Annotated in this window: 16 protein-coding genes; 8 read left to right on the top strand and 8 right to left on the bottom strand. The window is 71.6% G+C overall.

The window, feature by feature from the left end; all coding sequences use genetic code 11:
- Positions 1-173 precede the first annotated feature (173 nt).
- Together OG247_RS02190 and OG247_RS02185 are read left to right on the top strand one after the other, a co-directional pair.
- The gene (locus OG247_RS02190; protein ID WP_327250557.1) at positions 174-2291 is read left to right on the top strand and encodes a glucose PTS transporter subunit IIA; all 2118 of its coding nucleotides are present in this window, start codon (positions 174-176) and stop codon (positions 2289-2291) included.
- Between the two features lie 147 nt (positions 2292-2438).
- Entirely contained in the window at positions 2439-3290 is an 852-nt protein-coding gene (locus OG247_RS02185; RefSeq protein ID WP_327250556.1) for a PRD domain-containing protein, read from the top strand.
- 71 nt (positions 3291-3361) lie between these two features.
- Here the strand turns inward: OG247_RS02185 and OG247_RS02180 are convergent, their stop codons facing one another.
- Together OG247_RS02180 and OG247_RS02175 are read right to left on the bottom strand one after the other, a co-directional pair.
- Entirely contained in the window at positions 3362-4048 is a 687-nt protein-coding gene (locus OG247_RS02180; RefSeq protein ID WP_327250555.1) for a response regulator transcription factor, read from the bottom strand.
- Entirely contained in the window at positions 4045-5214 is a 1170-nt protein-coding gene (locus tag OG247_RS02175; protein WP_327250554.1) for a sensor histidine kinase, read from the bottom strand. The genes OG247_RS02180 and OG247_RS02175 overlap by 4 nt, the downstream gene beginning before the upstream one ends.
- Positions 5215-5347: 133 nt before the next feature.
- On the opposite strand from OG247_RS02175, the gene OG247_RS02170 reads away from it, so the two are divergent.
- Positions 5348-6259 (top strand): ABC transporter ATP-binding protein, encoded by a 912-nt coding sequence (locus tag OG247_RS02170; protein ID WP_327250553.1) that lies wholly within the window; start codon positions 5348-5350, stop codon positions 6257-6259.
- Positions 6256-7131, top strand: a complete 876-nt coding sequence (locus tag OG247_RS02165; RefSeq protein ID WP_327250552.1) for an ABC transporter permease — start codon at positions 6256-6258, stop codon at positions 7129-7131. The genes OG247_RS02170 and OG247_RS02165 overlap by 4 nt, the downstream gene beginning before the upstream one ends.
- Before the next feature lie 48 nt (positions 7132-7179).
- Here OG247_RS02165 and OG247_RS02160 read toward each other — a convergent pair whose 3' ends face one another.
- The 5 genes from OG247_RS02160 to OG247_RS02140 all read right to left on the bottom strand — a co-directional run bounded on the left by OG247_RS02160 (position 7180) and on the right by OG247_RS02140 (position 11066).
- Positions 7180-8178, bottom strand: coding sequence for an endonuclease/exonuclease/phosphatase family protein (locus OG247_RS02160; RefSeq protein ID WP_327250551.1), 999 nt, complete (start codon positions 8176-8178; stop codon positions 7180-7182).
- Positions 8179-8718: 540 nt separating this feature from the next.
- Positions 8719-9102, bottom strand: a complete 384-nt coding sequence (locus OG247_RS02155) for a hypothetical protein (protein ID WP_327250550.1) — start codon at positions 9100-9102, stop codon at positions 8719-8721.
- A complete protein-coding gene (locus OG247_RS02150; RefSeq protein WP_327250549.1) occupies positions 9099-9686 on the bottom strand; it encodes a TetR/AcrR family transcriptional regulator in 588 nt (195 codons plus the stop codon). The genes OG247_RS02155 and OG247_RS02150 overlap by 4 nt, the downstream gene beginning before the upstream one ends.
- A gap of 5 nt (positions 9687-9691) precedes the next feature.
- Positions 9692-10270 (bottom strand): GNAT family N-acetyltransferase, encoded by a 579-nt coding sequence (locus OG247_RS02145; RefSeq protein ID WP_327250548.1) that lies wholly within the window; start codon positions 10268-10270, stop codon positions 9692-9694.
- Positions 10271-10598: 328 nt separating this feature from the next.
- Positions 10599-11066 (bottom strand): RICIN domain-containing protein, encoded by a 468-nt coding sequence (locus OG247_RS02140; protein ID WP_327250547.1) that lies wholly within the window; start codon positions 11064-11066, stop codon positions 10599-10601.
- Positions 11067-11447: 381 nt separating this feature from the next.
- On the opposite strand from OG247_RS02140, the gene OG247_RS02135 reads away from it, so the two are divergent.
- Entirely contained in the window at positions 11448-13229 is a 1782-nt protein-coding gene (locus tag OG247_RS02135) for an RICIN domain-containing protein (RefSeq protein ID WP_327250546.1), read from the top strand.
- Positions 13230-13242: 13 nt separating this feature from the next.
- Here OG247_RS02135 and OG247_RS02130 read toward each other — a convergent pair whose 3' ends face one another.
- On the bottom strand, positions 13243-14616 hold the full coding sequence (locus tag OG247_RS02130; protein WP_327250545.1) for an MFS transporter: 1374 nt from the start codon (positions 14614-14616) through the stop codon (positions 13243-13245).
- A gap of 70 nt (positions 14617-14686) precedes the next feature.
- On the opposite strand from OG247_RS02130, the gene OG247_RS02125 reads away from it, so the two are divergent.
- From OG247_RS02125 to OG247_RS02115, 3 genes are all read left to right on the top strand, one after another.
- Positions 14687-15709, top strand: a complete 1023-nt coding sequence (locus tag OG247_RS02125; protein WP_327250544.1) for a GlxA family transcriptional regulator — start codon at positions 14687-14689, stop codon at positions 15707-15709.
- 228 nt (positions 15710-15937) lie between these two features.
- A complete protein-coding gene (locus tag OG247_RS02120; protein WP_327250543.1) occupies positions 15938-17302 on the top strand; it encodes a CapA family protein in 1365 nt (454 codons plus the stop codon).
- A gap of 249 nt (positions 17303-17551) precedes the next feature.
- Positions 17552-19819 (top strand): cache domain-containing protein, encoded by a 2268-nt coding sequence (locus OG247_RS02115; RefSeq protein ID WP_327257310.1) that lies wholly within the window; start codon positions 17552-17554, stop codon positions 19817-19819.
- The last annotated feature ends 8 nt before the right edge of the window (positions 19820-19827 follow it).

Here is a 19827-nt window from a genome sequence, read left to right as displayed (position 1 = left end):
GAGGACACCATCTTCGTCGCCACGCGACGTCAAGGCGGTGCACCGCTTGAGGGGAGGCAAGGCCTGGGTGGCGCCGCGTGCGCGACCCGGGCCTTTTTTGTTGCCCGGATCCGGGCGTGAGAGATCGCGAACCGAAGCAGGATGGCATCAGCCCCAGGATGCAAGGACGCATCATGAACACACCCGTAGCCGGACCCGGCACGCTCGCGGAGCAGATCCTCCGCGGCGTCGGCGGAGCCGAGAACATCGAGAGCCTCACGCACTGCGCGACGAGGCTGCGCTTCCAGCTCCACGACGGGGCGAAGGCCGACGCGGCCGCGCTCGATGCCCTCGACGGCGTCATGGCCACCGTGCCGCAGTCCGGCGACCGTCTGCAGATCGTGATCGGCGGCGCCGTCGCACGCGTCTACTCCGAGATCATGAACCTGCCGTCGATGAGCGGCGGCGGCACGCCCGGCCCGAAGTCCGACGCGGACGTCAAGGCCGCGATGCGGGCCAAGAGCCGCGGACGCTACGCCGTGGTCGACAACTTCTTCGAGTACCTGTCCGACTCGTTCCGCCCCCTCATGGGCGTCCTGCTGGGCTCCTCGCTCATCATCGCGATCGCCTCCGTCCTCGACGCCCTCGGCTTCGTCGACTTCCGCGCTGCCGACAAGTCCGCCACCTGGGTGTTCGTCGACGCCATGTGGCGCTCGGTGCTGTACTTCCTGCCCATCATGGTCGCCTACAACGCGGCCAAGAAGCTGAAGATCGACCCCTGGGTCGGCGCCGCGGTGATGGCCGCGGTGATGACCCCGAACTTCACGGGCATGCTCAACCCGAAGTCCGGCATCCCCGGCATCACCTGCACCACCAACGGAACCCTGGGCACCCAGGAGTGCGTGGCGCACGTCTTCGGACTGCCGATGCAGCTGAACGACTACGGCGGCCAGGTGTTCGTGCCGCTGCTGATGGTCGCCCTGCTCGCCCTGGTCTACAAGGGCCTGCAGCGCGTCTTCCCGGAGGCCGTGCACCTGGTCTTCGTGCCGTTCTTCAGCATGCTGATCATGATCCCGATCACCGCCTTCCTCATCGGCCCGCTGGGCGTCTGGGCCGGCAACGGCCTCGGTGAGGGCCTGTCCTGGCTGAACGGCAACGCCCCGATCGTCTTCGCGATCCTCATCCCGCTGCTGTACCCGTTCCTGGTGCCGCTGGGCCTGCACTGGCCGCTGAACGCGCTCATGCTCGTGAACATCAACACCCTCGGCTACGACTTCATCCAGGGCCCGATGGGCGCTTGGAACTTCGCCTGCTTCGGCGCCACCGCCGGTGTCCTGCTGCTCTCGCTGCGCCACCGCGAGAAGGAGATGCGCCAGACCGCGACCGGCGCCCTGGCCGCGGGTCTGCTCGGCGGCATCTCCGAGCCGTCGCTGTACGGCATCCACCTGCGGTTCAAGCGGATCTATCCGCGCATGCTCGTGGGCTGCCTCGTGGGCGGCGTGATCGTGGGCGTCCTGGGCGGCGTGGACACCAAGGCCTTCGCCTTCACCTCCCTGCTGACCATCCCGGTCTTCTCCCCGATGGCCACCTACGGCATCGCGATCACGGCCGCCTTCTTCGTCTCGATGGCGCTCGTCTACTTCTCCGACTTCCGCACCCCGGAGGACCGCGTCCAGGCCAACGCCGAGCGCGACGCCGCCGAGGCCGCCTCCCGCGGGGAGGCCGCGGCGGCCGATGACCGCGAGCTCGTCACAGTCGGCGCGAGCGCCGTGGGCGCCACGACCGCCGTGGGCGCGTCCACCGCCACCGCATCCGCCTCCTCAGCCGGTGCCCCCGCCCCCGCCTCCACCCCCGCCAAGGGCACCGAGCTCGCCGCGCCCGTCGCGGGCCGTGTGGTCGGCCTCGACGAGGTCGGGGACCCCGTCTTCGCCTCCCGCGCGCTCGGCGAAGGCGTGGGCATCGAGCCCGCGGACGGCCGCATCGTCGCCCCGGTCGACGGGGAGCTGATCATCGTCGCCGCCACCGGCCACGCCTTCGGCATCCGTACCGCGGACGGAGTCGAGGTGCTCATCCACATCGGCATCGACACGGTGCAGATGCGCGGGGAGGGCTTCGACGTCCGCGTCGAGGCGGGCACGCAGGTCTCCGTCGGCGACCTCCTCGCCGAGGTCGACCTCGACGCCGTGCGCGCGGCGGAGCACCCGACCGTCACCCTCATGACCGTCACCAACACCGCCGACCTCACCTCGGTCGAGCCGCACACCGGGCAGACCGTCGCCGCCGGCGCCCCCGTGGTGACCGTACGGCGGTAACGACCGCCACCGGTCCGACGCGGGCGCGCGCCACCTCGTGGGGCGCGCCCGCGTCGGACCGGTTCGGGGGAGAGGGTGGCGCAGGGGTGCCAGACAATGCGGGATCATTGGGCAGAACCGGACCGCGAACGAGAAGGAGAGCAGGCGTTGAAGGCGCTGCGTGTCCTCAATAACAACGTGGTCCTCGCGCGCGACGACAAGGGCCAGGAGGTCATCCTCACCGGTCGCGGCATCGGGTTCAGCTCCCGCCAGGGCAAGCCGGTCGACCCCGCGCTGATCGTGCGCGTCTTCGTTCCGGCGGACGGCCGCGACCCCGACCACCTGAGCGAGGTCCTCGCCCTCATCGACGAGGAGGTCCTGCGGGCCGTCGTGATCGCCCTCGACGAAGCGGGCATCGAGGGGCGCGAGTCCACCCGGCCGACCCTCGCCATCGCCGTCGCCGACCACGTGGCCGGCGCGATGGACCGGGCCGCGCGCGGCATCGTCATCGAGTACCCGCTGCGCGCGGAGGTCCAGGCCCTGTACGCCTCCGAGTACGCCCAGGCGCAGCGCCTGCTGGATGCGATCAACGAGCGCCTGGACCCGCGGCTGGAGGACTCCGAGGCGATCGCGCTCGCGCTGCACCTGGTCAACGCGGGCTTCGCCACCGGCGACCTGTCCTTCACGTACACGATGACCGGGGTCATCCAGCAGATGCTCGCCGTCGTGCGGGAGCGGTACGGGCTGTCCGTGTCCCAGGAGTCCATGAGCGCGGCCCGGTTCATCACCCACGTGCGCTACCTCTTCGTGCGCATCCAGCAGCACCGGCAGCTGAAGGGGCACGAGTCCACCATCGGCGAGGGCATCCGCCGGCACTACCCGGAGGCGACCCGCACCGCGCAGCAGCTGGCGACGATCGTCGAGCTGCGTCTGGGCGAGCACCTGAGCGAGGACGAGGTCTCCTACCTGGCACTCCACGTGGCCCGCATGACCACGGAGCCGGACGGCACCGCGGCATAGGCAGGCAGGCCAGCAGGCAGGTGAGGAGGAGAGCGGTCAACGGTCAGGAGACCCGGATCCGCCGGTGAACCTCACCCCGGGGGCGCGACGAGGCCGAATTCGTAGGCCAGGATCACGAGGTGGACGCGGTCGCGCGCGTCGAGTTTGGTGAAGAGCCGAGCGAGGTGGGCCTTCGCGGTGGCCACACTGATGGTGAGCTCCCCGGCGATCTCCGTGTTGGACAGGCCGCGGCCGACAAGGGTCAGGACCTCGCGCTCCCGGTCCGTGATGCCGTCGACGCCCACCCGGCGGGCTCCCGGTCGTTCCCCCGGCCGGACACCGGGGGAGAGGTCGGGCCGCGCCGCGAACTCCCCGATGAGACGGCGCGTGACGCTCGGCGCGATGAGGGCGTCGCCGGCGGCGACGACCCGAACCCCGTCGAGGATGGACTCCAGCGGCATGTCCTTGACGAGGAAGCCGCTCGCGCCGGCGCGGAGCGCACCGTAGACGTACTCGTCGTCGTCGAAGGTGGTCAGGACCAGGACGCGGGTCGTCGACCGCGGGTCCGCGTCGATCCGGCGGGTGGCCTCGATCCCGTCCGCGCCGGGCATCCGGATGTCCATGATGGCCACGTCCGGCCGCAACCGCGCCACCAGCTCCACGGCGTCGGCGCCGTTCCCGGCCTCCCCGACCACCTCCAGATCGGGGGTGTCGGCGATGAGGACGCGCAGGCCCGTACGGATCAGCGGCTGGTCGTCGATCAGCACGACACGGATCACCGGCCCGCCTCCACCGGTACCGGCAGTACGGCCGCCACGCGGAAGCCGCCGTCCGGGAGCGGCCCGGCGCTGAACTCGCCGTGCAGCAGGCCGACACGCTCCCGCATGCCGACGATGCCGTATCCGGACCCGCCGACGCTGCCCCCGCGGCCGAGGTCGACGACCTCGACGGCCAGCTCGTCACCGCGGTGGTCGACCGTCACGGTGCAGTCCCGGGTGCCGGAGTGCCGCACCACGTTGGTGACCGCCTCCTGGACGATGCGGAAGGCCGCGAGGTCCACGTCCGAGGGCAGTTCGCGACGCTCCCCCCGCCGGCGGACCTCGATACGGACACCGGCGGCCGCGCTCCGCCCGACCAGTTGGCCGAGGGCGGCCAGACCGGGGACCGGCTCCAGCGGCGCGGACTCGTCCTCGCCCTTGCGCAGCGCGCCGAGCATCCGCCGTAGACCGGCGAGGGTCTCCCTGCCGGTGGCCTCGATGGCGTCGAGCGCCTTGCGCGTCTCGGCCGGCTGGGTGTCCATCACCCGGCTGCCCACGCCGGCCTGGATGGTGATGATGCCGATGTTGTGGGCGACCATGTCGTGCAGTTCCCGGGCGATCCGCAGCCGCTCCGCGGTGACCGCCTGCCGCGTGACCTGGGCGCGCACCGAGTCCGCGTGCGCCCGGTCCTGACGGATCGTGTTGCCGATCAGCCAGGCGATGACGACGGTCGACGCGAGCCCGGCCGGAGCCGAGGGGTTGAAGAAGTCGCCGCTGGCCAGGTCCCAGGCCGCGTAGCCCGCCAGAGTGGCGAAACAGAGCAGGGCGGCGGAAACCGAGACCCGCCGAGGACGGGTCGCGGCGGTGTACCCGACGGCCGCGTCGGCGAGCAGGAACAGGACGAACGGCGTCTCGCCGACCGCCATCCCGAGCGAGAACACGCAGCCCGCGAGCGCGACGGCCACGGCCGCCAGTGGCGCGCGGAACAGCAGCAGCGCGCCCAGGGTCGTGACGACGGCGGTGGCCAGCAGCGGCGCGTCCTCGATGTTGCCGTTGTACTGGACCAAGTGGCGTAGCTCGTCCGGCCGTTGCAGCGTGCGCACCAGGATGAGGGTCACCCAGAAGGCGCCCACCCAGGCGCCCGGGGGCACACGTCTGAGCAGGGGTGGACGAGGAAGGGTGGTCATCGGTCGATCGTATCCGCGCCCGCCCGCCGGGACATCGGCCCGCGGGCCTAATCCCCCGGGCTACCTGCGGGGCGCCGCAGTGTGAACCCCGGGCCGACGCACGGACCGTACCCGCACCGGCAGCGTGGACCCCGTGATCGAATCGACTGGACTGACCAAGCGGTACGGCGACACCGTCGCCGTCGACGACCTGAGCTTCACTGTGGAACCGGGCCGGGTGACGGGATTCCTCGGCCCCAACGGCGCGGGCAAGTCCACCACCCTGCGGATGATCCTGGGCCTCAACACGCCGACCGGCGGGACCGTCACCGTGGACGGGGTTCCCTTCTCGCACCGCCCGCGCGGCCTGCGCCACGTGGGCGCGCTGCTGGACGCCCAGGACGTGCACGGCGGACGGAGCGCGCGGGCGCACCTGTCCGCCCTGGCCCGCGGCAACCGCATCCCTCCGTCCCGCGTGGACGAGGTCCTGCGGGAAGTCGGGCTGACGAAGGCGGCGGGCCGCCGGATCGGCGGGTTCTCCCTCGGGATGAAGCAACGCCTCGGCATCGCGGGCGCCCTGCTCGGGGATCCGCCGGTGCTGCTCTTCGACGAGCCCCTGAACGGACTCGACCCCGAGGGCGTGCTGTGGGTGCGCGGCCTGTTCCGGCAGCTCGCGGCCGAGGGCCGCACCCTCCTCGTCTCCAGCCACATGATGGCCGAAATGGAGCAGACCGCCGACCGGATCATCGTCATCGGCCGGGGCCGGCTCATCGCCGACGCGAGCCTGGCGGAGTTCTCGGCGCGGTACGCCTCCCGGGGAGTGACGGTCCAGACCCCCGATTCGGCCGCCCTGGAGGCCGTACTGGTCGCCGAGGGCGCGTCGGTGCACCGGGCGGACGGCCCGGCGGTCCACGTCACCGGCCTGACGGCGGCCCGCATCGGAGACCTCGCCCACCGGCACCGCCTCGTGCTGCACGAACTGGCCGGCCACACCTCGTCCCTGGAGTCGGCGTTCATGTCCCTCACCGCCGACAGCGTCGAATACCTCGCAGGAGAACCCCGATGAGCGCGCCGACCCCCTCCGGTACCCGGCCGTCCGAGCGAGCGGCCGAACCCGGGGCCGAACCCAGGGCCGGATTCGCCGACCTGCTCGCCGCCGAGTGGATCAAGATGCGCTCGCTCAGGTCGACCTACTGGGTGCTCGTCCTCAGCGCCGTGGTCGCGATCGCGATCAACGTGAACGCCGTCCACTCCGACTTCCCGTACATCGACCAGCCGCACCCCCCGCTCCCCGGCGAACCTCCCCACCTGTACGACCCGTTGTTCCACGGTCTGAACAGCATCGCGGTCGATGTGATGGCACTGGCGGCGGCCTCCTTCGGCGCCATCACCATCTTCGGCGAGTACACCACCGGGATGATCCGCACCACGTTCGCGGCCGTTCCCGACCGGCGTGCGGTGATCACGGCCAAGGTGGCCCTGGTCGCGGCGACCACGCTGCTGCTCGGCGCCCTCGTCTCCGCGACCTCGTTCTTCACCATCAACGCGATGCTGGCGTCCCGCCACGTCGGGCTCTCGATCCACGACCCCGGCTGCCTGCGGGCCGTCGTGGCCTACGCGCTGGTCATCCCGGTCTGCGCACTCATCGGGATGGCCTTCGGAGCCGTCCTCCGCCACGCCACGGCTTCGATCGTCGCCGTCGTGGGGATCCTCTTCATCCTGCCCCTGCTCTTCGGCGGCGACAGGTACCGGGCCCTGCGGGAGATCGGCAACCACCTCCCGCTCGCCGCCCAGGCACGTCTGTCCCTGAACCCGGACTCCTACACCAGCCTGGGCGCCCACCCGGGCACGATCACCGGCTCCTGGACGGCGCTCGCGGCCTGGGCGCTCGTCTCGGTGACCGTTGCCGTGACGGTCGTACGGCGCCGGGACGTCTGAGGTCGGCCGGCGGGTGGCGGGACGGTACGCCGCCCGCGCGGCCGTGCCTCAGCGCAGCTTGAGCACGCTTCTGACGCCGGCGTGGTCGGAGGGCCACAAACCTGACGGGGTGCGGTCGGTCCGGGCGTGGCCCACCCGGTGGGTCGTCAGCGCCGTGAACTTGCCGCGGAAGAGCACGTAGTCGATGCGCTGCGCGAGGGCTGAGGAGGGGTTGAGCAGGTTGGGGGCCTGACAGCAGGTGAATCCGGGGTCGCGGGGGCGGGTGGCGGTCCAGGCGTCGGTGAATCCGGCGGCCAGGAGGCGGTTGTGGCTCTGGGTGTTGGTTCCCGGTGTCGCCCCGACTCCGCCGGCGGCCGAGTTCAGGTCGCCGAGCAGCACGGTGGGGAGCGTGGTGTTCAGCGGGCCCGCGAGCAGTTCGCCGGTCTGTGCTTCCTGGACGGCGGGGGCCGCGGGCTCGAGGTGGGTGGTCACCACTCGGGTGGTGTGGCCGCGCAGCGTGGCGTCGGCCGCGACCCAGCCGCGCTCGACCCGCAGGGCCGGATTGGGCGGGCAGCCGAGCACGGGTCGGCAGATGGGCACGTGGCTCTGGAACCGGGCGGCCTGCGGGTTGGCCACGGAGAAGTTGTGTGCGGGCAGGTCGGTGCGGGCCAGGAGCACGTCGCGGTCGGTGAGGCGGATGTCCTGCAGACCGGTGGGCGTGGAGCGCGGGGCCTCGAAGTCGCTGCCGACGGTGACGCTGGCCACGGCCGTGTAGTGCTTGCCCCGGGCGGAGAGCTCATCGAGAAGGATCTGCAGGAAGTCGTACTCGACGTGGGTGGCGCTGCCCGGCCCGGCAGGCGTCTGGCTGCGCCACAGCACGGCTTCTTGGAGGCCCACGAGGTGAGGGTCGCTGTCGGCGATCTCGTCGGCCAGTGCTTCGGCTCGCTCGGGGAAGTTCGTCGCCTGGACGTTCGCCCACGCCCCGGTCACCGCGGCGACGAGCCCCTGGGGGCTGGTGGCGGCGAGAACGGGCGCGAGGTCGGCGCCGAGGTAGAGGTTGCGGGTCATGACCCGGAGAGAAGCCCGGCCTCCTTCGGCGGCCGAGGCCGCGCCGAGTGACCCCGGTGCGAGAAGCGCGAGTGCGCACAGGGCGGATGTGAACCAGCGACGAGCCATGCGGGCAGCCCTTTCGGTCAAAGCGGGTGGAGTCCCGCATACCCGCCGAAATCTAAAATACTGGACGGCGTGTGGCGATCCAGGTGTGGGCCGGGCGGCCTACGGGTGCGTCTGAACGCGCCGGAGGCACCCGGGATATCTGCCTCGCCCGGAGCCGGGTCGGCCACGGCCGGTCCCGCCCGGCGCGACCGACCGTCTCGGCCGGCCGGGACCTGAAGCTCGTGATCCACGGAGACGGCGAAAGAGCCCGATGATCCCCTGATGCTCAATGGGTGGCTGCCGGGTGCAAGCGGCTCCAGTTGTACCCAGAGGCCACAGGCCCGGGTAGTCGCTGACGCTCGAAGCCGCCCAGGTCCACCAGCGGCCCTGCCGATCAGCAGGGCTACGGATCTTCCGGGATGCATGGGTGAACAGTACGAGGCCGTGAACCGGCTACGCGGCACCCGCCGCTGCCAGCACCGCGACGGGCAGGAGCAGGATCCACTGCGGCAGGCGGAGCAGTGGCCGGGGCCAGCCGACGGACAGGGTGACGACCAGGAAGGTCGCCGCGTACGCGATGAAGTGCGCGGCCACGAACCAGGCCACCAGACCAGTGCCCGGCGTAGCCCCGTCCGTCCGGGCGAGGTACAGCAGGGCGAGTCCGGAGAGCACCAGGTCGACGCTCACCATGTGCCAGACGGCATGCAGGACCCGCTTGGGTTCGTCCGCGAGCCCGGAGGACAGCAGCGGGCGCGCCACATCGCGGCCCCCGCCGATGATGTGCACGGCGGCCACGCCCAGAGCGGTGATGCCCGCCGCGAGAAACCAGCTGTTCATCGGACCTCGATTCCCTTGGCCACGACCGTGGCCAGCCGTGTGGCCAACTGCCGGTCAGGGTGTTCCCCGACCAGTCCTACGTGGAAGAACACGGCTCCTGCCAGCGTGTCCAGGACCAGGTCCACCGGCGTTTCGGCCGCGATCTCCCCGCGCACCACGGCGCGTTCGAAAATGATCAGCAGCCGTTCCTTGGACGGGGCCAGGAAGTCGCCGCGGATGCGCGCCTTCAGTTCCGGATCGGCGGCGAAGTCGGCGAGCAGCCCCGGGAGTGCCGCGCCGGCGGCAGGCGCCCGGAACTCGTCGACCAGGCCCTGCAGCAGCACGGTCAGGTCCCCGGCCAGCGTTCCGGTGTCCGGGATCGGAGCGTCATCGGTGGTCGTGAAGACGGCCTCGAAGACCAACTCCGGCTTGCCCGGCCACCGTCGGTAGATCGTGTCCTTGCCGACACCGGCCCGCGCGGCCACCGCCCCGATCGACGTCGCGGCGTAGCCGACCTCGGCCACCAGCTCTGCCGTCGCGTTGATGATCGCCTCGTGGGACCGGGGATCCCTGGGGCGCCCCCTGGAGGGTGGAGAGGAACTCATGGCATTTACCTTACGGGTCGACCCGTAAGGTAAACAAGGGGCCGGCCCCGCGGAACCGGAGCCGGCGCAGGCGATGGCTTCGTCCGGGCAGGGGTGCTGAAGGAGAGCCAGACGTCGGGAGGCAGGTCCGGCCGACCCGGTACGGGCCTGCGCTCCTCGGCCCATGCGTCGCCGGCGATCGCCGTGGCGACCCGACGCCAGAAGCGCGCCGAGGCCGTGTTGGCGTCCTGGAACGCGATCTCCCACGAGCCCGGGTGCAAGGCCACGATCTCCCGCACGGCGCGCAGCCCGATCCCCGACCTTCGCGCACCGCGCACCACGAAGAAGCTGTTCAGCACGCGCGTTGAGGCGGTCAGGCCGCGGACGAACGCGAAGCCGACGGGCCTGTCATCGCTCGTCAGGAGATGGGGAGCCCAATCGGAGTCGTCGGAGAAGGCCTGGTGGAGCCACTCGTCGCGGAAGGTGCCGTCGGGGTTGGGCAGCACGCCCTGGAACTCCGACATGTCATGGCGGAACATCAGCCACAGCCGTTCCACCGCGGCGCGGTCGGCCGTGGCCGCGAGGCGCATGGAAGTGTCTGTCACGGGACTCCCTTGCAAGGACGGTCGAATGCGGGCGCCGTCGGCCCGGAGCGGCCCTAGAGGGAGCGGCCACCGTCACCCGGGTGATCGGCGTTGGAACCCGGGGCGCGATGGCTCCAGGGCATGAAAAAAGCCTCCCCGCCGGATTGCGCATCCGGCCGAAGAGGCTTGCTGTTGTCGGCAATTCTACCAGGCGCCGCCCTTCACGTCCTTCGAGGAGCTCCGTGCACCCCTGTCTTCGGGTGCGTCGGCTTCCGACCCGACGCCGGTCGACCCCACCCCCACCCCCGTTGGGGTGGGGCCGACGGCTGTTCGGGCCCGCGGGGCGCGGTCAGTTCGCGTGGACCCCCCACCACTTCTGGTAGTTCTGCCCGTTGCAGGTGTACGCCCGCAACCCGTAGGCGGCGCTGTCGTCGATGCACCTGCCGGTGTTCCGGTTCCTGAAGGTCGTTCCGCCGGTGGTGTTGCTGACCGACCACTGTTGGTACGACTGGCCGTTGCAGGCGTAGGCCCGCAGCCCGTAGGCGGCGCTGTCGTCGACACACCGGCCGGTGACCTTGTTCCGCAGCTCGTGGTACGTGCCGTCGGAGTACCGGAACTGCTGGAAGTCGAGCCCGTTGCAGGCGTACGCCCGCAGCCCGTACTCGAAGCTGTCGTCCATGCAGCGGCGGGTCGCGTTGTTCTGCCCGTCGAAGTAGAAGACGTCGGCACGGGCCTGCGCGGGCGTGGTGACCGACAGTGCGGCGATCGCGGCGGTCGCTGCGACGACGGCCCAACGCCGGACAGAGGGGAACTGCATGAATCCTCCAGATGGATGAAGAACGACGACTGAGTGATTGCGGTGCGAGGAATCCGCCGTGGTGGCCGGAGTGGTGTGCGGGGTGCGCATTTTCGAGACAACCGGGCCCCGCGCCATGGACGGGGAACAGGGGGAACGTGTTCTCTGTCGCCTGGCCCGGCGTGTGATCGGGTGCCTACCGTGCGTGCGCAATCGGAGGGGAGGGGGCGCCGGAATCTGTCGGGACGCCTTCCCCGGTGGGGTGGTGTGCCCGGTGGGGCACGGCGTTCACATTGCCGGGCCGGGAAGTCGAACCGGCGGCTTCGGCGACGACTGCGCAGGTCAGCGGGTGGTCAGGCGGCGGACAATGCGAATTGTCCGCGGACAATTTGGGGGAGCACGGTGGCGGCAGGTCGTCCGCAGGGCACGTGGAAGGGTGGTACGGAGGCGGCCAACGAACTCGCGCGGTTCCTCCGCGAGGTCACCGAAAGCCTGACGGTGCGCGAGATGGCGGAGCGCTACGGAGGCGGCAAGACGGCCTGGGGCCAGTACCGCTCGGGCGAGCGGATCATTCCGCTGGGCCGCCTCAACACCGTCATCCGCGACCGGGTGCGCGACGGACGCGGGCGCGAGGCGATGCTGAAGCGGGCACGCCGCCTGCACGACACCGCCCTGACGGCCGACATGCGCAAGGCGCCCGCGCCCCGGGTGGACGAGGCCCTGCGGCGGGCGGAGGCGGACCTCGCCGAGTCCGGCCGGCTCGTCCAGAGCCTGCTCGCCGTCATCACCATGCTGCAGGAAACGATCTCACCGCTCCAGGCCGCGCCCACCGGGCCGGCGGTGGGACGGCAGGGCCCACCGGAACCCGAGCCGGCGGCCGGGCACTTGGACGAGGCATTCGAACAACTCGGGGCTGCCCTGGCCCTGCGGACCACGGCCCGCATGGTCCACGCCGACGCGCAGGAGCAGTCCTTGACGGCCCCGCCCGTCGCCGACGGGAGCGGGCAGGTGGCGAGGGCCGACCGCGAACTGTCCCTCGGTCTGGCCCAGGTCGGCAGTGCGCTGGAGCATCGCCGGCAGGACGTGCGAAGGCTGTGGCGGGAGATCCAGGAAGAGAGCGGCGGTGGCCGGGCCGTTGCGGACGGGGTCGTCCTCGAGCGGACGGACACCTCGTCTGCGGCAGTGGTCACCCTCGCCCGGACGGCAGGGGCCCCTGCCGCCGCGGCCGTGGCCGCCGCCCCGGCCGGCGGGCGAGGGAGGAATCTTTCTCCGATCGTGCCCGCGTCCGCGTCCGCGCCGGCGCCCTGGCGCGGACGCGAGGGCAGGGCTTCGTTCCTCGTGCTCGTCACGGCCTGCGCCCTCAGCGTCATCACGGCCGCCGCCGCCGCGATCGCTCTCGGCCGACCCGCTGTCACCGCGCCCACCGTGTACGCCGCCCCGCCCCCGGGGGTTTCGCCCGGGGCCGTGATCCCCGGCGGCGTGACGCCGACGCCCGCCCCCTCGGGAACCACCGCACCCGCGGCCACCACCTCCCCCACCGCGAGCGGGACCAGTGCCCCGCCGCAGACCGTGCCGACGACAGCCCCGCCCTCGGGGTCCGTCGGCAGCCCGGGGCCCTCGACCTCCGCGGGGCCCGGCCCCACGTCCAGCGGCCCGCAGCCCTCCACTCCGCAGCCCTCCCACCCGGTGCCCAGCGGCCCTTCGCCGACCACTTCGCTGCCGCCGCGGCTCCCGGACGGGTTCTTCCGGCTGTCCAACGCCGGCGGCGGCATGTGCCTGTCCGGCCCCGATGACAGCCCGGTGCCCTCGGACGGCATCGTGCAGACCGTCTGCGGTGCGAGCCCCGAGCAGTTCTGGCAGCTCAACAAGGAGCGAACGGGCCCCGCTGGAACGGAGTACTCGATCCGCAACCGCAACGGCGGTCTGTGCCTGTCCGTCGACGCGGCGCGCACCACGAACGACGCCTTCGTCACGGAGTACCTGTGTGGAGAAGGGGACGGCCTCTTCCCCGACCAGTTCTGGACCTTCCGCTACAACACCCCTCGCCATGCCTGGCAGTTGGTCAACCGCAACAGCGGCAAGTGCGTCCTGGTGAACACGGACGGCGGAGACGGGGAGCAGGCACGGCAGGGCGAGTGCGGCGACGACGCCCGGATGCTCTGGCGGATCTCACCCGCGCGGTGAACGCCCCCGTCTCTCACCGGCCCCCACCGGCGGGCGCCGCCGGTTCGGCGCTGTCCGTGGGAGCGGCGCGGCGCAAGGTGCGGATCGCCGGGATCGAGAGCAGCGCCACGCAGCCCGCCAGGCAGGTGCCCCCCGAGACCAGCAGCAGCGTCTCCGGGGACGCCAGCTCCGCGGCCGGCCCCGCCAGGATCTGACCCAGGGCGATTCCGGACACCGACCCGGCCAGCTCGTACGCGGTGACCCGGTTGAGGACCGCCGGTGGCGTGTGGGTCTGGACGCTGGTGGCCCACATCACCGACCAGAACGCCCAGGCCCCACCGCCGATCACGTGGCCCGCCAGCAGCACCGGCAGTCCGACGCCCAGGGCCACGCAGAGCGGCAGCACGGTGAACAGCACCATGGCCATCGCGCCGGCGGCCAGCGGCCGGGCGGGGCGCAGGCGCAGTGCGAGCAAGCCTCCGAGAACCGTTCCGACGCCGAGGGAGGAGACGGCCAGGCCGTACGCGTTCGGGCCGAGCCGGGCTCCGATCAGCGCCGAGCTCAAGGGCACCAGCGGGCCGAAGAGCAGCAGGCCGTAGGCCACCCAGATCAGGATCACCGCCCACATCCAGGTGCGGGAGCGGAACTCCTTCCAGCCCTGGAGCAGGTCGCGGCGGAGCGAACTCATCTGGGTGGCGGTGGAGGCGGAAGAGACGGAGTCGGAATCGGAGTCGCCGCCGGTCAGGGTTCCTGTGGAGGTGCTCGCGGGGGCGAGGCGGATCAGCCCCAGGCACAGCGCACTGAGTACGAAGGTGCCCGCGTCGATCGCGTACACGGTTCCGGCGCCGGTCAGCACGATCAGCAGACCCGCCAGGGCAGGGCCGAGCAGTTGGGCGAGCGCGTCGGCGACCTTCAGCGTGGCGTTGGCGCGCTGCGGTTCCCGGGCGACCAGCGGGACCATCCCGTTCACCCCCGGCTGGAACATCGCCACGGCCGCACCGGCCAGTGCCGCCATGGTCACCAGCAGCCAGAACGGTGGCGTCCCCGCGAAGAACGCGGCCGCCAGTACACCCTGGGTGACCACCCGGACGAGGTCCGCGCCGATCATCATCCGGCGTGCGCCGATCCGGTCGGCGAACACCCCGCCGAACAGGACCAGGAGGACGAACGTCCCGGTCCAGGTGCCGAGGACGAGGCCGACTCCGGAGATCCCGTACAGCGGGCCGACCGCGAGCGCGGCGGCCACCGGCATCATCGCGTCGCCGACCAAGGAGACCGCGCGGGCGGTGAAGTAGAGGGTGAACCGCCGGTCCCACAAGGGCGGCCTGCCGGTCGGTGCATCGGTCTGGGCGGAGCGGTCGCTTGGGACGGAGTGGTCGGTCGGGGTCTGTGTCTGTGTGCTGGTCACGGGATGATATTGGACTGGACCAATCGGTGACTCCAGTGTCCTGAACGACACGATGGGGTACTTTCGCGCCATGACGCCTCGTTCGCTGCCGAAATCCCCGGCGCTCCACCGGGTCGTGGCCGTGCTGCAGCCCCCGCAGTCGACCTTCCCCCTGGCCTGCGCCACCGAGGTGTTCGCCGACCACAGCCCGGCGATTCCCGCCCGCTACGCCTTCGAGGTCTGCACCGAGCACCCCGGCCCGGTGCGAACCCAGGCCGGATACGACCTGTTGGTCACGACGGGCCTGGACGCGCTGGAGCGCGCGGACACCGTCCTGATCCCCGGCTGGCAACAACCCGCCGCCACCGATGTTTCGGCAACGCTGATCGCGGCGGTCCGCCGGGCGCACCGCCGCGGCGCGCGAATCGTCGGCATCTGCTCGGGCGCCTTCGTGCTCGCCGCCGCCGGACTGCTGGACGGCCGGAGGGCCGCTACCCACTGGGGCCAGGCCCCGGAACTGGCCGCCCGGTTCCCGCAGGTCAGGGTCGACCCCGCCGTGCTGTACGTGGACCACGGCGACGTCGCGACCAGCGCCGGATCTGCGGCCGGCGTGGACCTCTGCCTGCACCTGGTGCGCACCGACCAGGGCGCCGCGTACGCGATGCGGATCGCCCGCCAGATGGTGATGCCGCCGCACCGCGAGGGCTGCCAGCTGCAGTACGCCGAACTGCCCACCTCCGGACCGGTCGCCGACTCACTGGCCCCGCTGCTGGAATGGCTGGCCGGGCGGCTGGACCAGCCGGTCAGCGTCGCCGAAATGGCGGTCCGCTCCCAGGTCTCGCCGCGCACACTGACGCGGCGCTTCACCGAGCAACTGGGAATCAGCCCCGGACGCTGGCTGCTGGACCGGCGCATCGCCGCCACCCGGGCCCTGCTGGAGGAGACTGACCTGCCCGTGGAATCCATCGCGCACCGGGTCGGCCTCTCCTCTGCCGTCAACCTGCGCCGGCGCTTCCACGAGGCCCTGCGCACCACACCCGCCGCCTACCGGCGCGCCTTTCGAGCGGACGAGGCCGGTCCTGAGAAGGAAGCGGTGACACGGTCACGGTCTTAGAGGGCGGCGGCCCGCGGTCCGCGGTGCCCTCGGCCCGGAACCCGAACGACCTGCACGCGACCTCTACATCGTCTGCCGCCCCGACGGTGTCCGGCAGGCCGACGCGGTTCCGGCCGGGGCCCTGCGTCGTGTGGGACGTGCATTGGTGCCGATGTCCGTACAACCCCGGGGGCGGGTCGGCAGTCGAACCCCCTGTAGTCGATCAGATGTAACGCACGGGGGAGACCGGTGAAGAGCTTCAAGAGTCCCATGACGGCCGTCGGTACGGCAGTCGCGTTCGGGGCCGGGGGCGCAGGGGCGCCCACCGCCGCCGGCTCGGCGGCCGGCGGCGCCCCGGGGGACTCCTCCCCGTCGGCCGGAGCGAGGCGCTCCGCCTCCCCGGCCACGCTCCGCACGGCGGTCCTCGCCGTGCTCCTGGCCACCGCCCTCACCGCCTGTGGATTCCCGGGAGGCTCGGACGACTACGCGGGCGGCGCCATGACGGCCGGCGGTGGCGGGCGGTCCTTCACCGTGGCCGCGGCCGGCGACATCCTGATCCACCCCCAGCTCATCGATCAGGCCTCCCGGGACGCGAAGGCCGAAGGCCGGTCCGGGTACGAGTTCGACAAGATCATGGCGGGCGTGAAACCCGTCATCAGCAAGGCGGACCTCGGCATCTGCCACATGGAACCGGTCCTCGGACAGCCCGGCGGCCCCTTCCAGAGCTACCCGGACTTCCTGGTTCCGCCGCAGATCGCGACCACGATCAAGAACATCGGCTACGACACCTGCTCCACGGCCTCCAACCACTCCCTCGACCACGGCCCCGAGGGCGTGTACCGCACGCTGAACACCCTCGACAAGGCGGGCCTGAAGCACACCGGCTCCGCCCGCGACCAGGCCGAAGCCGACAAGCCGCTGATCATGGACGTCAAGGGCGTCAAAGTGGCACAGCTCTCCTACGCCTTCGGGTTCAACGGCCGGGAAATCCCCGAGGACAAGCCGTGGCTGGCCAACCTGACCGACTTCGACAAGATCGCCGCCGCGGAGACCGCCGCCCGCAAGGCAGGCGCCGAGGTCGTGATCCTGTCGATCCACTGGGGCCGTGAGCACCAGCCCAACGCGAGCAAGCCGCAGCTCAAGCTCGGCCGCCAGATCGCCGAGAAGACCGGGATCAACTTGGTCATCGGACACCATGCACACGTGGTGCAGCCCTTCGAGAAGGTCGCCGGCACCTGGATCGCGTACGGCCTCGGGAACCAGCTCGCCCGCCACGACGTGCCCACCGGCCTGACCGAAGAAGGCGCGATCGGCTGGTTCGAGTTCGCCGAGAAGGGCGGCAAGTGGGACGTGCAGGCCCGGTTCGTGCCGACCTTCACCGACATCCCGCCGGACCCCGAGGCCACACAGGACGGCGCCGCCACCGGGGTCGAGATGAAGCCCGTACGCGACCACCGCCTGGTCGACGTGGCCGAAGCACTCCGCAGCGACGGGAACCTGCTGCCCGAGCAGCGGTCCCGCTACCGCGTGGCCTTCGAACGCACCGTGGGCACGGTCATGAACCGAGGCGCCGCCAAGGACGGCCTGCGCCCCCTGCAGGAACTCCCGGGCTGAGCCCTCCCGCCCGGCCCGGGACGGCCTGCGATCTCCGCGGCACCTCCTGGGCTGAGCCCCCCTGCCCCCTGCCCTCCTGCCCCCTGCGCGGCCCGCGGCGCATCCGCATGTCTTCCCGCACCGGAACTTTTCACCCGTACCCGTACGTACGACCCCATCCGCTCCGCACGACCCGCACCCAAGGAGAGGAGCGCCACTGTGGCCGCTTCCCATACGAAGCGGCGGCGCACAGCCCGCCGCAGGGCCGACATGTCCCTGCTCGGCGGCATACGCCCGCCGATCGCCGTGCTGTCCGCCCTGCTCCTCCTCCTGGCCGGTCTCACCGCCCTGAGCATGGGCAGCGTCCGCAAGGACCAACTGCCCGAAGCCGTGCTGACCTCCCAGCAACACTTCGCGGAGGACGGCGCGATCGCCCTGCGCGCTTCGCTGGACGAGAGCGTCACCGACCTCAATCGGACCGCGTCCCTCTTCACGGCGGGTGACCCGGTTGCTCCCGACGCCGTCCTCGACAAGATCGGTAGCGCCTACCAGAAATGGCGCGGTACGGCGCTCGTCGAGATCAGCTCCGGCCGGCTGCTCGCCGCCCGCGGCGAGAACCTCCCACTGCCCGCCATCGACTTCTCCAAGCTGTCGGAGAAGAGCGGCCTCACACCCCGGATGATCCGCCTCAAGAACGGCGAGACCCGACTGCTCACCCTCGCCCTGCTCTCCTGGCCGGGCCGGCCGCAGCAACTCCTGGTCGCCTCCAGCAGCTTGCGCTTCCCGGGCATCAGCCTCGGCGACTTCCGGGCCATCGCGGTCGTGGACTCCGAAGGCCGGATCCTCAGCAGCGACGGCATCCCCGAACCCGAACAGGTACTCACCGACCTTCAGCGCGCTGACGTCAAGCGGGACACCAAGCAGCTCAAGTCCTTCGCCAAACTGGGGGCGAAGAAGGCCAAGAGCCACCCGCTGACGACCAAGGAGCCGGGCTCCGGCGGGTTCCGCGGCGTGAGCGGCAGCTTGCTGGGCGGCGAGTTCGCGGGTGACCGCGCCGCCGCCGGCTACGCGAGCCTCGCCGGCCCGGAGGCCGGTGTCGGCACGACCGCCACCAGCCTCGGCCTCACCGTCGTCGCCATGGTCAACGTCGCCGAGGACACCCGACCGGCGACCGACGCCGTCGTCGGCCTCCTCGCGGCCGGCGCCCTGCTGCTCATCGGCGGCCTGGTGATCCTGCTGCTCGTCACCACCGTCCAGCGACCGCTGCTCGCGCTCTTCCTGGAGAGCCGGCGGCTGACCCGCGGTGACCTGCACCGGCCCGTGAGGGTCCCGTACAGCGGTGAAGGCGCTCGGATCGGCCTGGCGCTGGAACGCCTGCGCCGTCAGCTCCTCGACCAGCCCGACCCGGGCCCGGACGGGATCGCCGCCGGCGGCAAGCTGCGCAAGACCGGGGTCCGCACCCTCGTCGCACTGTCCCTGGTCCTGCTGATCGGCTGGTGCCTGCCCCTCGGGCTGATGCTCAACCGAGCCGGCGAAGACGTCGTCGTGCCCCAGCAGATCGTCAACGACCAGCGCGAGCGCACCGACACCGTGAACGACCGGGTCCGCCGCGCACTCAACGAAGGGCACGCCGACCTGCTGTCGGTCGCCTCGCTGATGAACGACCGCACCACGACGCAGCACATGACCACCGTGCTGGAGCGCACGCTGCAAGAGCACCTGCGCTACCAGTCGCTGTACGTCGTCGACGCGAACGGCAAGGTGCTCGCCAAGGCAGGCTCACAACCGAAGGCGTCCGACACCAAGGGCGCCGACCGGGAACCGATCACCCTGATCACCGGTGGCAACGAACCGATCCTCGTCGCCACTGCCGAGGCCTCCGGCCGCAAGGGGGCGGCGGTCGTCGGCGAATTCCGCGTCGACTTCCTCAACTCGCTGCTCAAGCGGCCCGGCCTGGGCGAGATCCGGGTCGTCGACGCGGAACACCGGGTGATCGCCTCCAACAGCGGCTACCAGGCCTTCGAGAAGCTCGGCGACGAGCGGCTCGGCGCGCTGGTCGACGGTGCCTCCCTCAAGGTCGGCATGGCCCCCCGCCCGGCCGGCGTCCTCTACCGCGACCACGGCTCGCCGACCATCGCCGCCGCGACCCCCTTCGTGGGCGGTGGCGCCGCCAAGAAGATGAACTGGACCGTGGTCAGCTGGCAGCCCGTCAGGAACCTGGCCATCCCCGAGTACAGCCTGCAGAACCGTACGGTGCTGGCCGGCCTGCTCGGCCTCACGGCCGCCGTGGCCTGCCTCGGATGGCTCCACCTCATCGTGGTCCGGGCCCTGCGCGAACTCGCGCGGCGGGCCGAAGTCCTGGCGGACGGCGACCGCCGCACCGTCCTCTTCCCGCGCCACCACGACGAGGTCGGCGCCGTCACCCGCAGCCTGGAAGTCATCAGGCAGCAGCTCCAGGAACTACGCAAGCGGGAAGCCGGCCGCACCACCGACCGCTCCGACCGCTCCGACCGGTCCGCCCCGGCCGGAAGGCACTGACCGGCGGC

The sequence above is a fragment of the Streptomyces sp. NBC_01244 genome (assembly GCF_035987325.1).
Taxonomy (GTDB): Bacteria; Actinomycetota; Actinomycetes; order Streptomycetales; family Streptomycetaceae; genus Streptomyces.
This window is presented reverse-complemented; position numbering and strand designations above follow the sequence as displayed.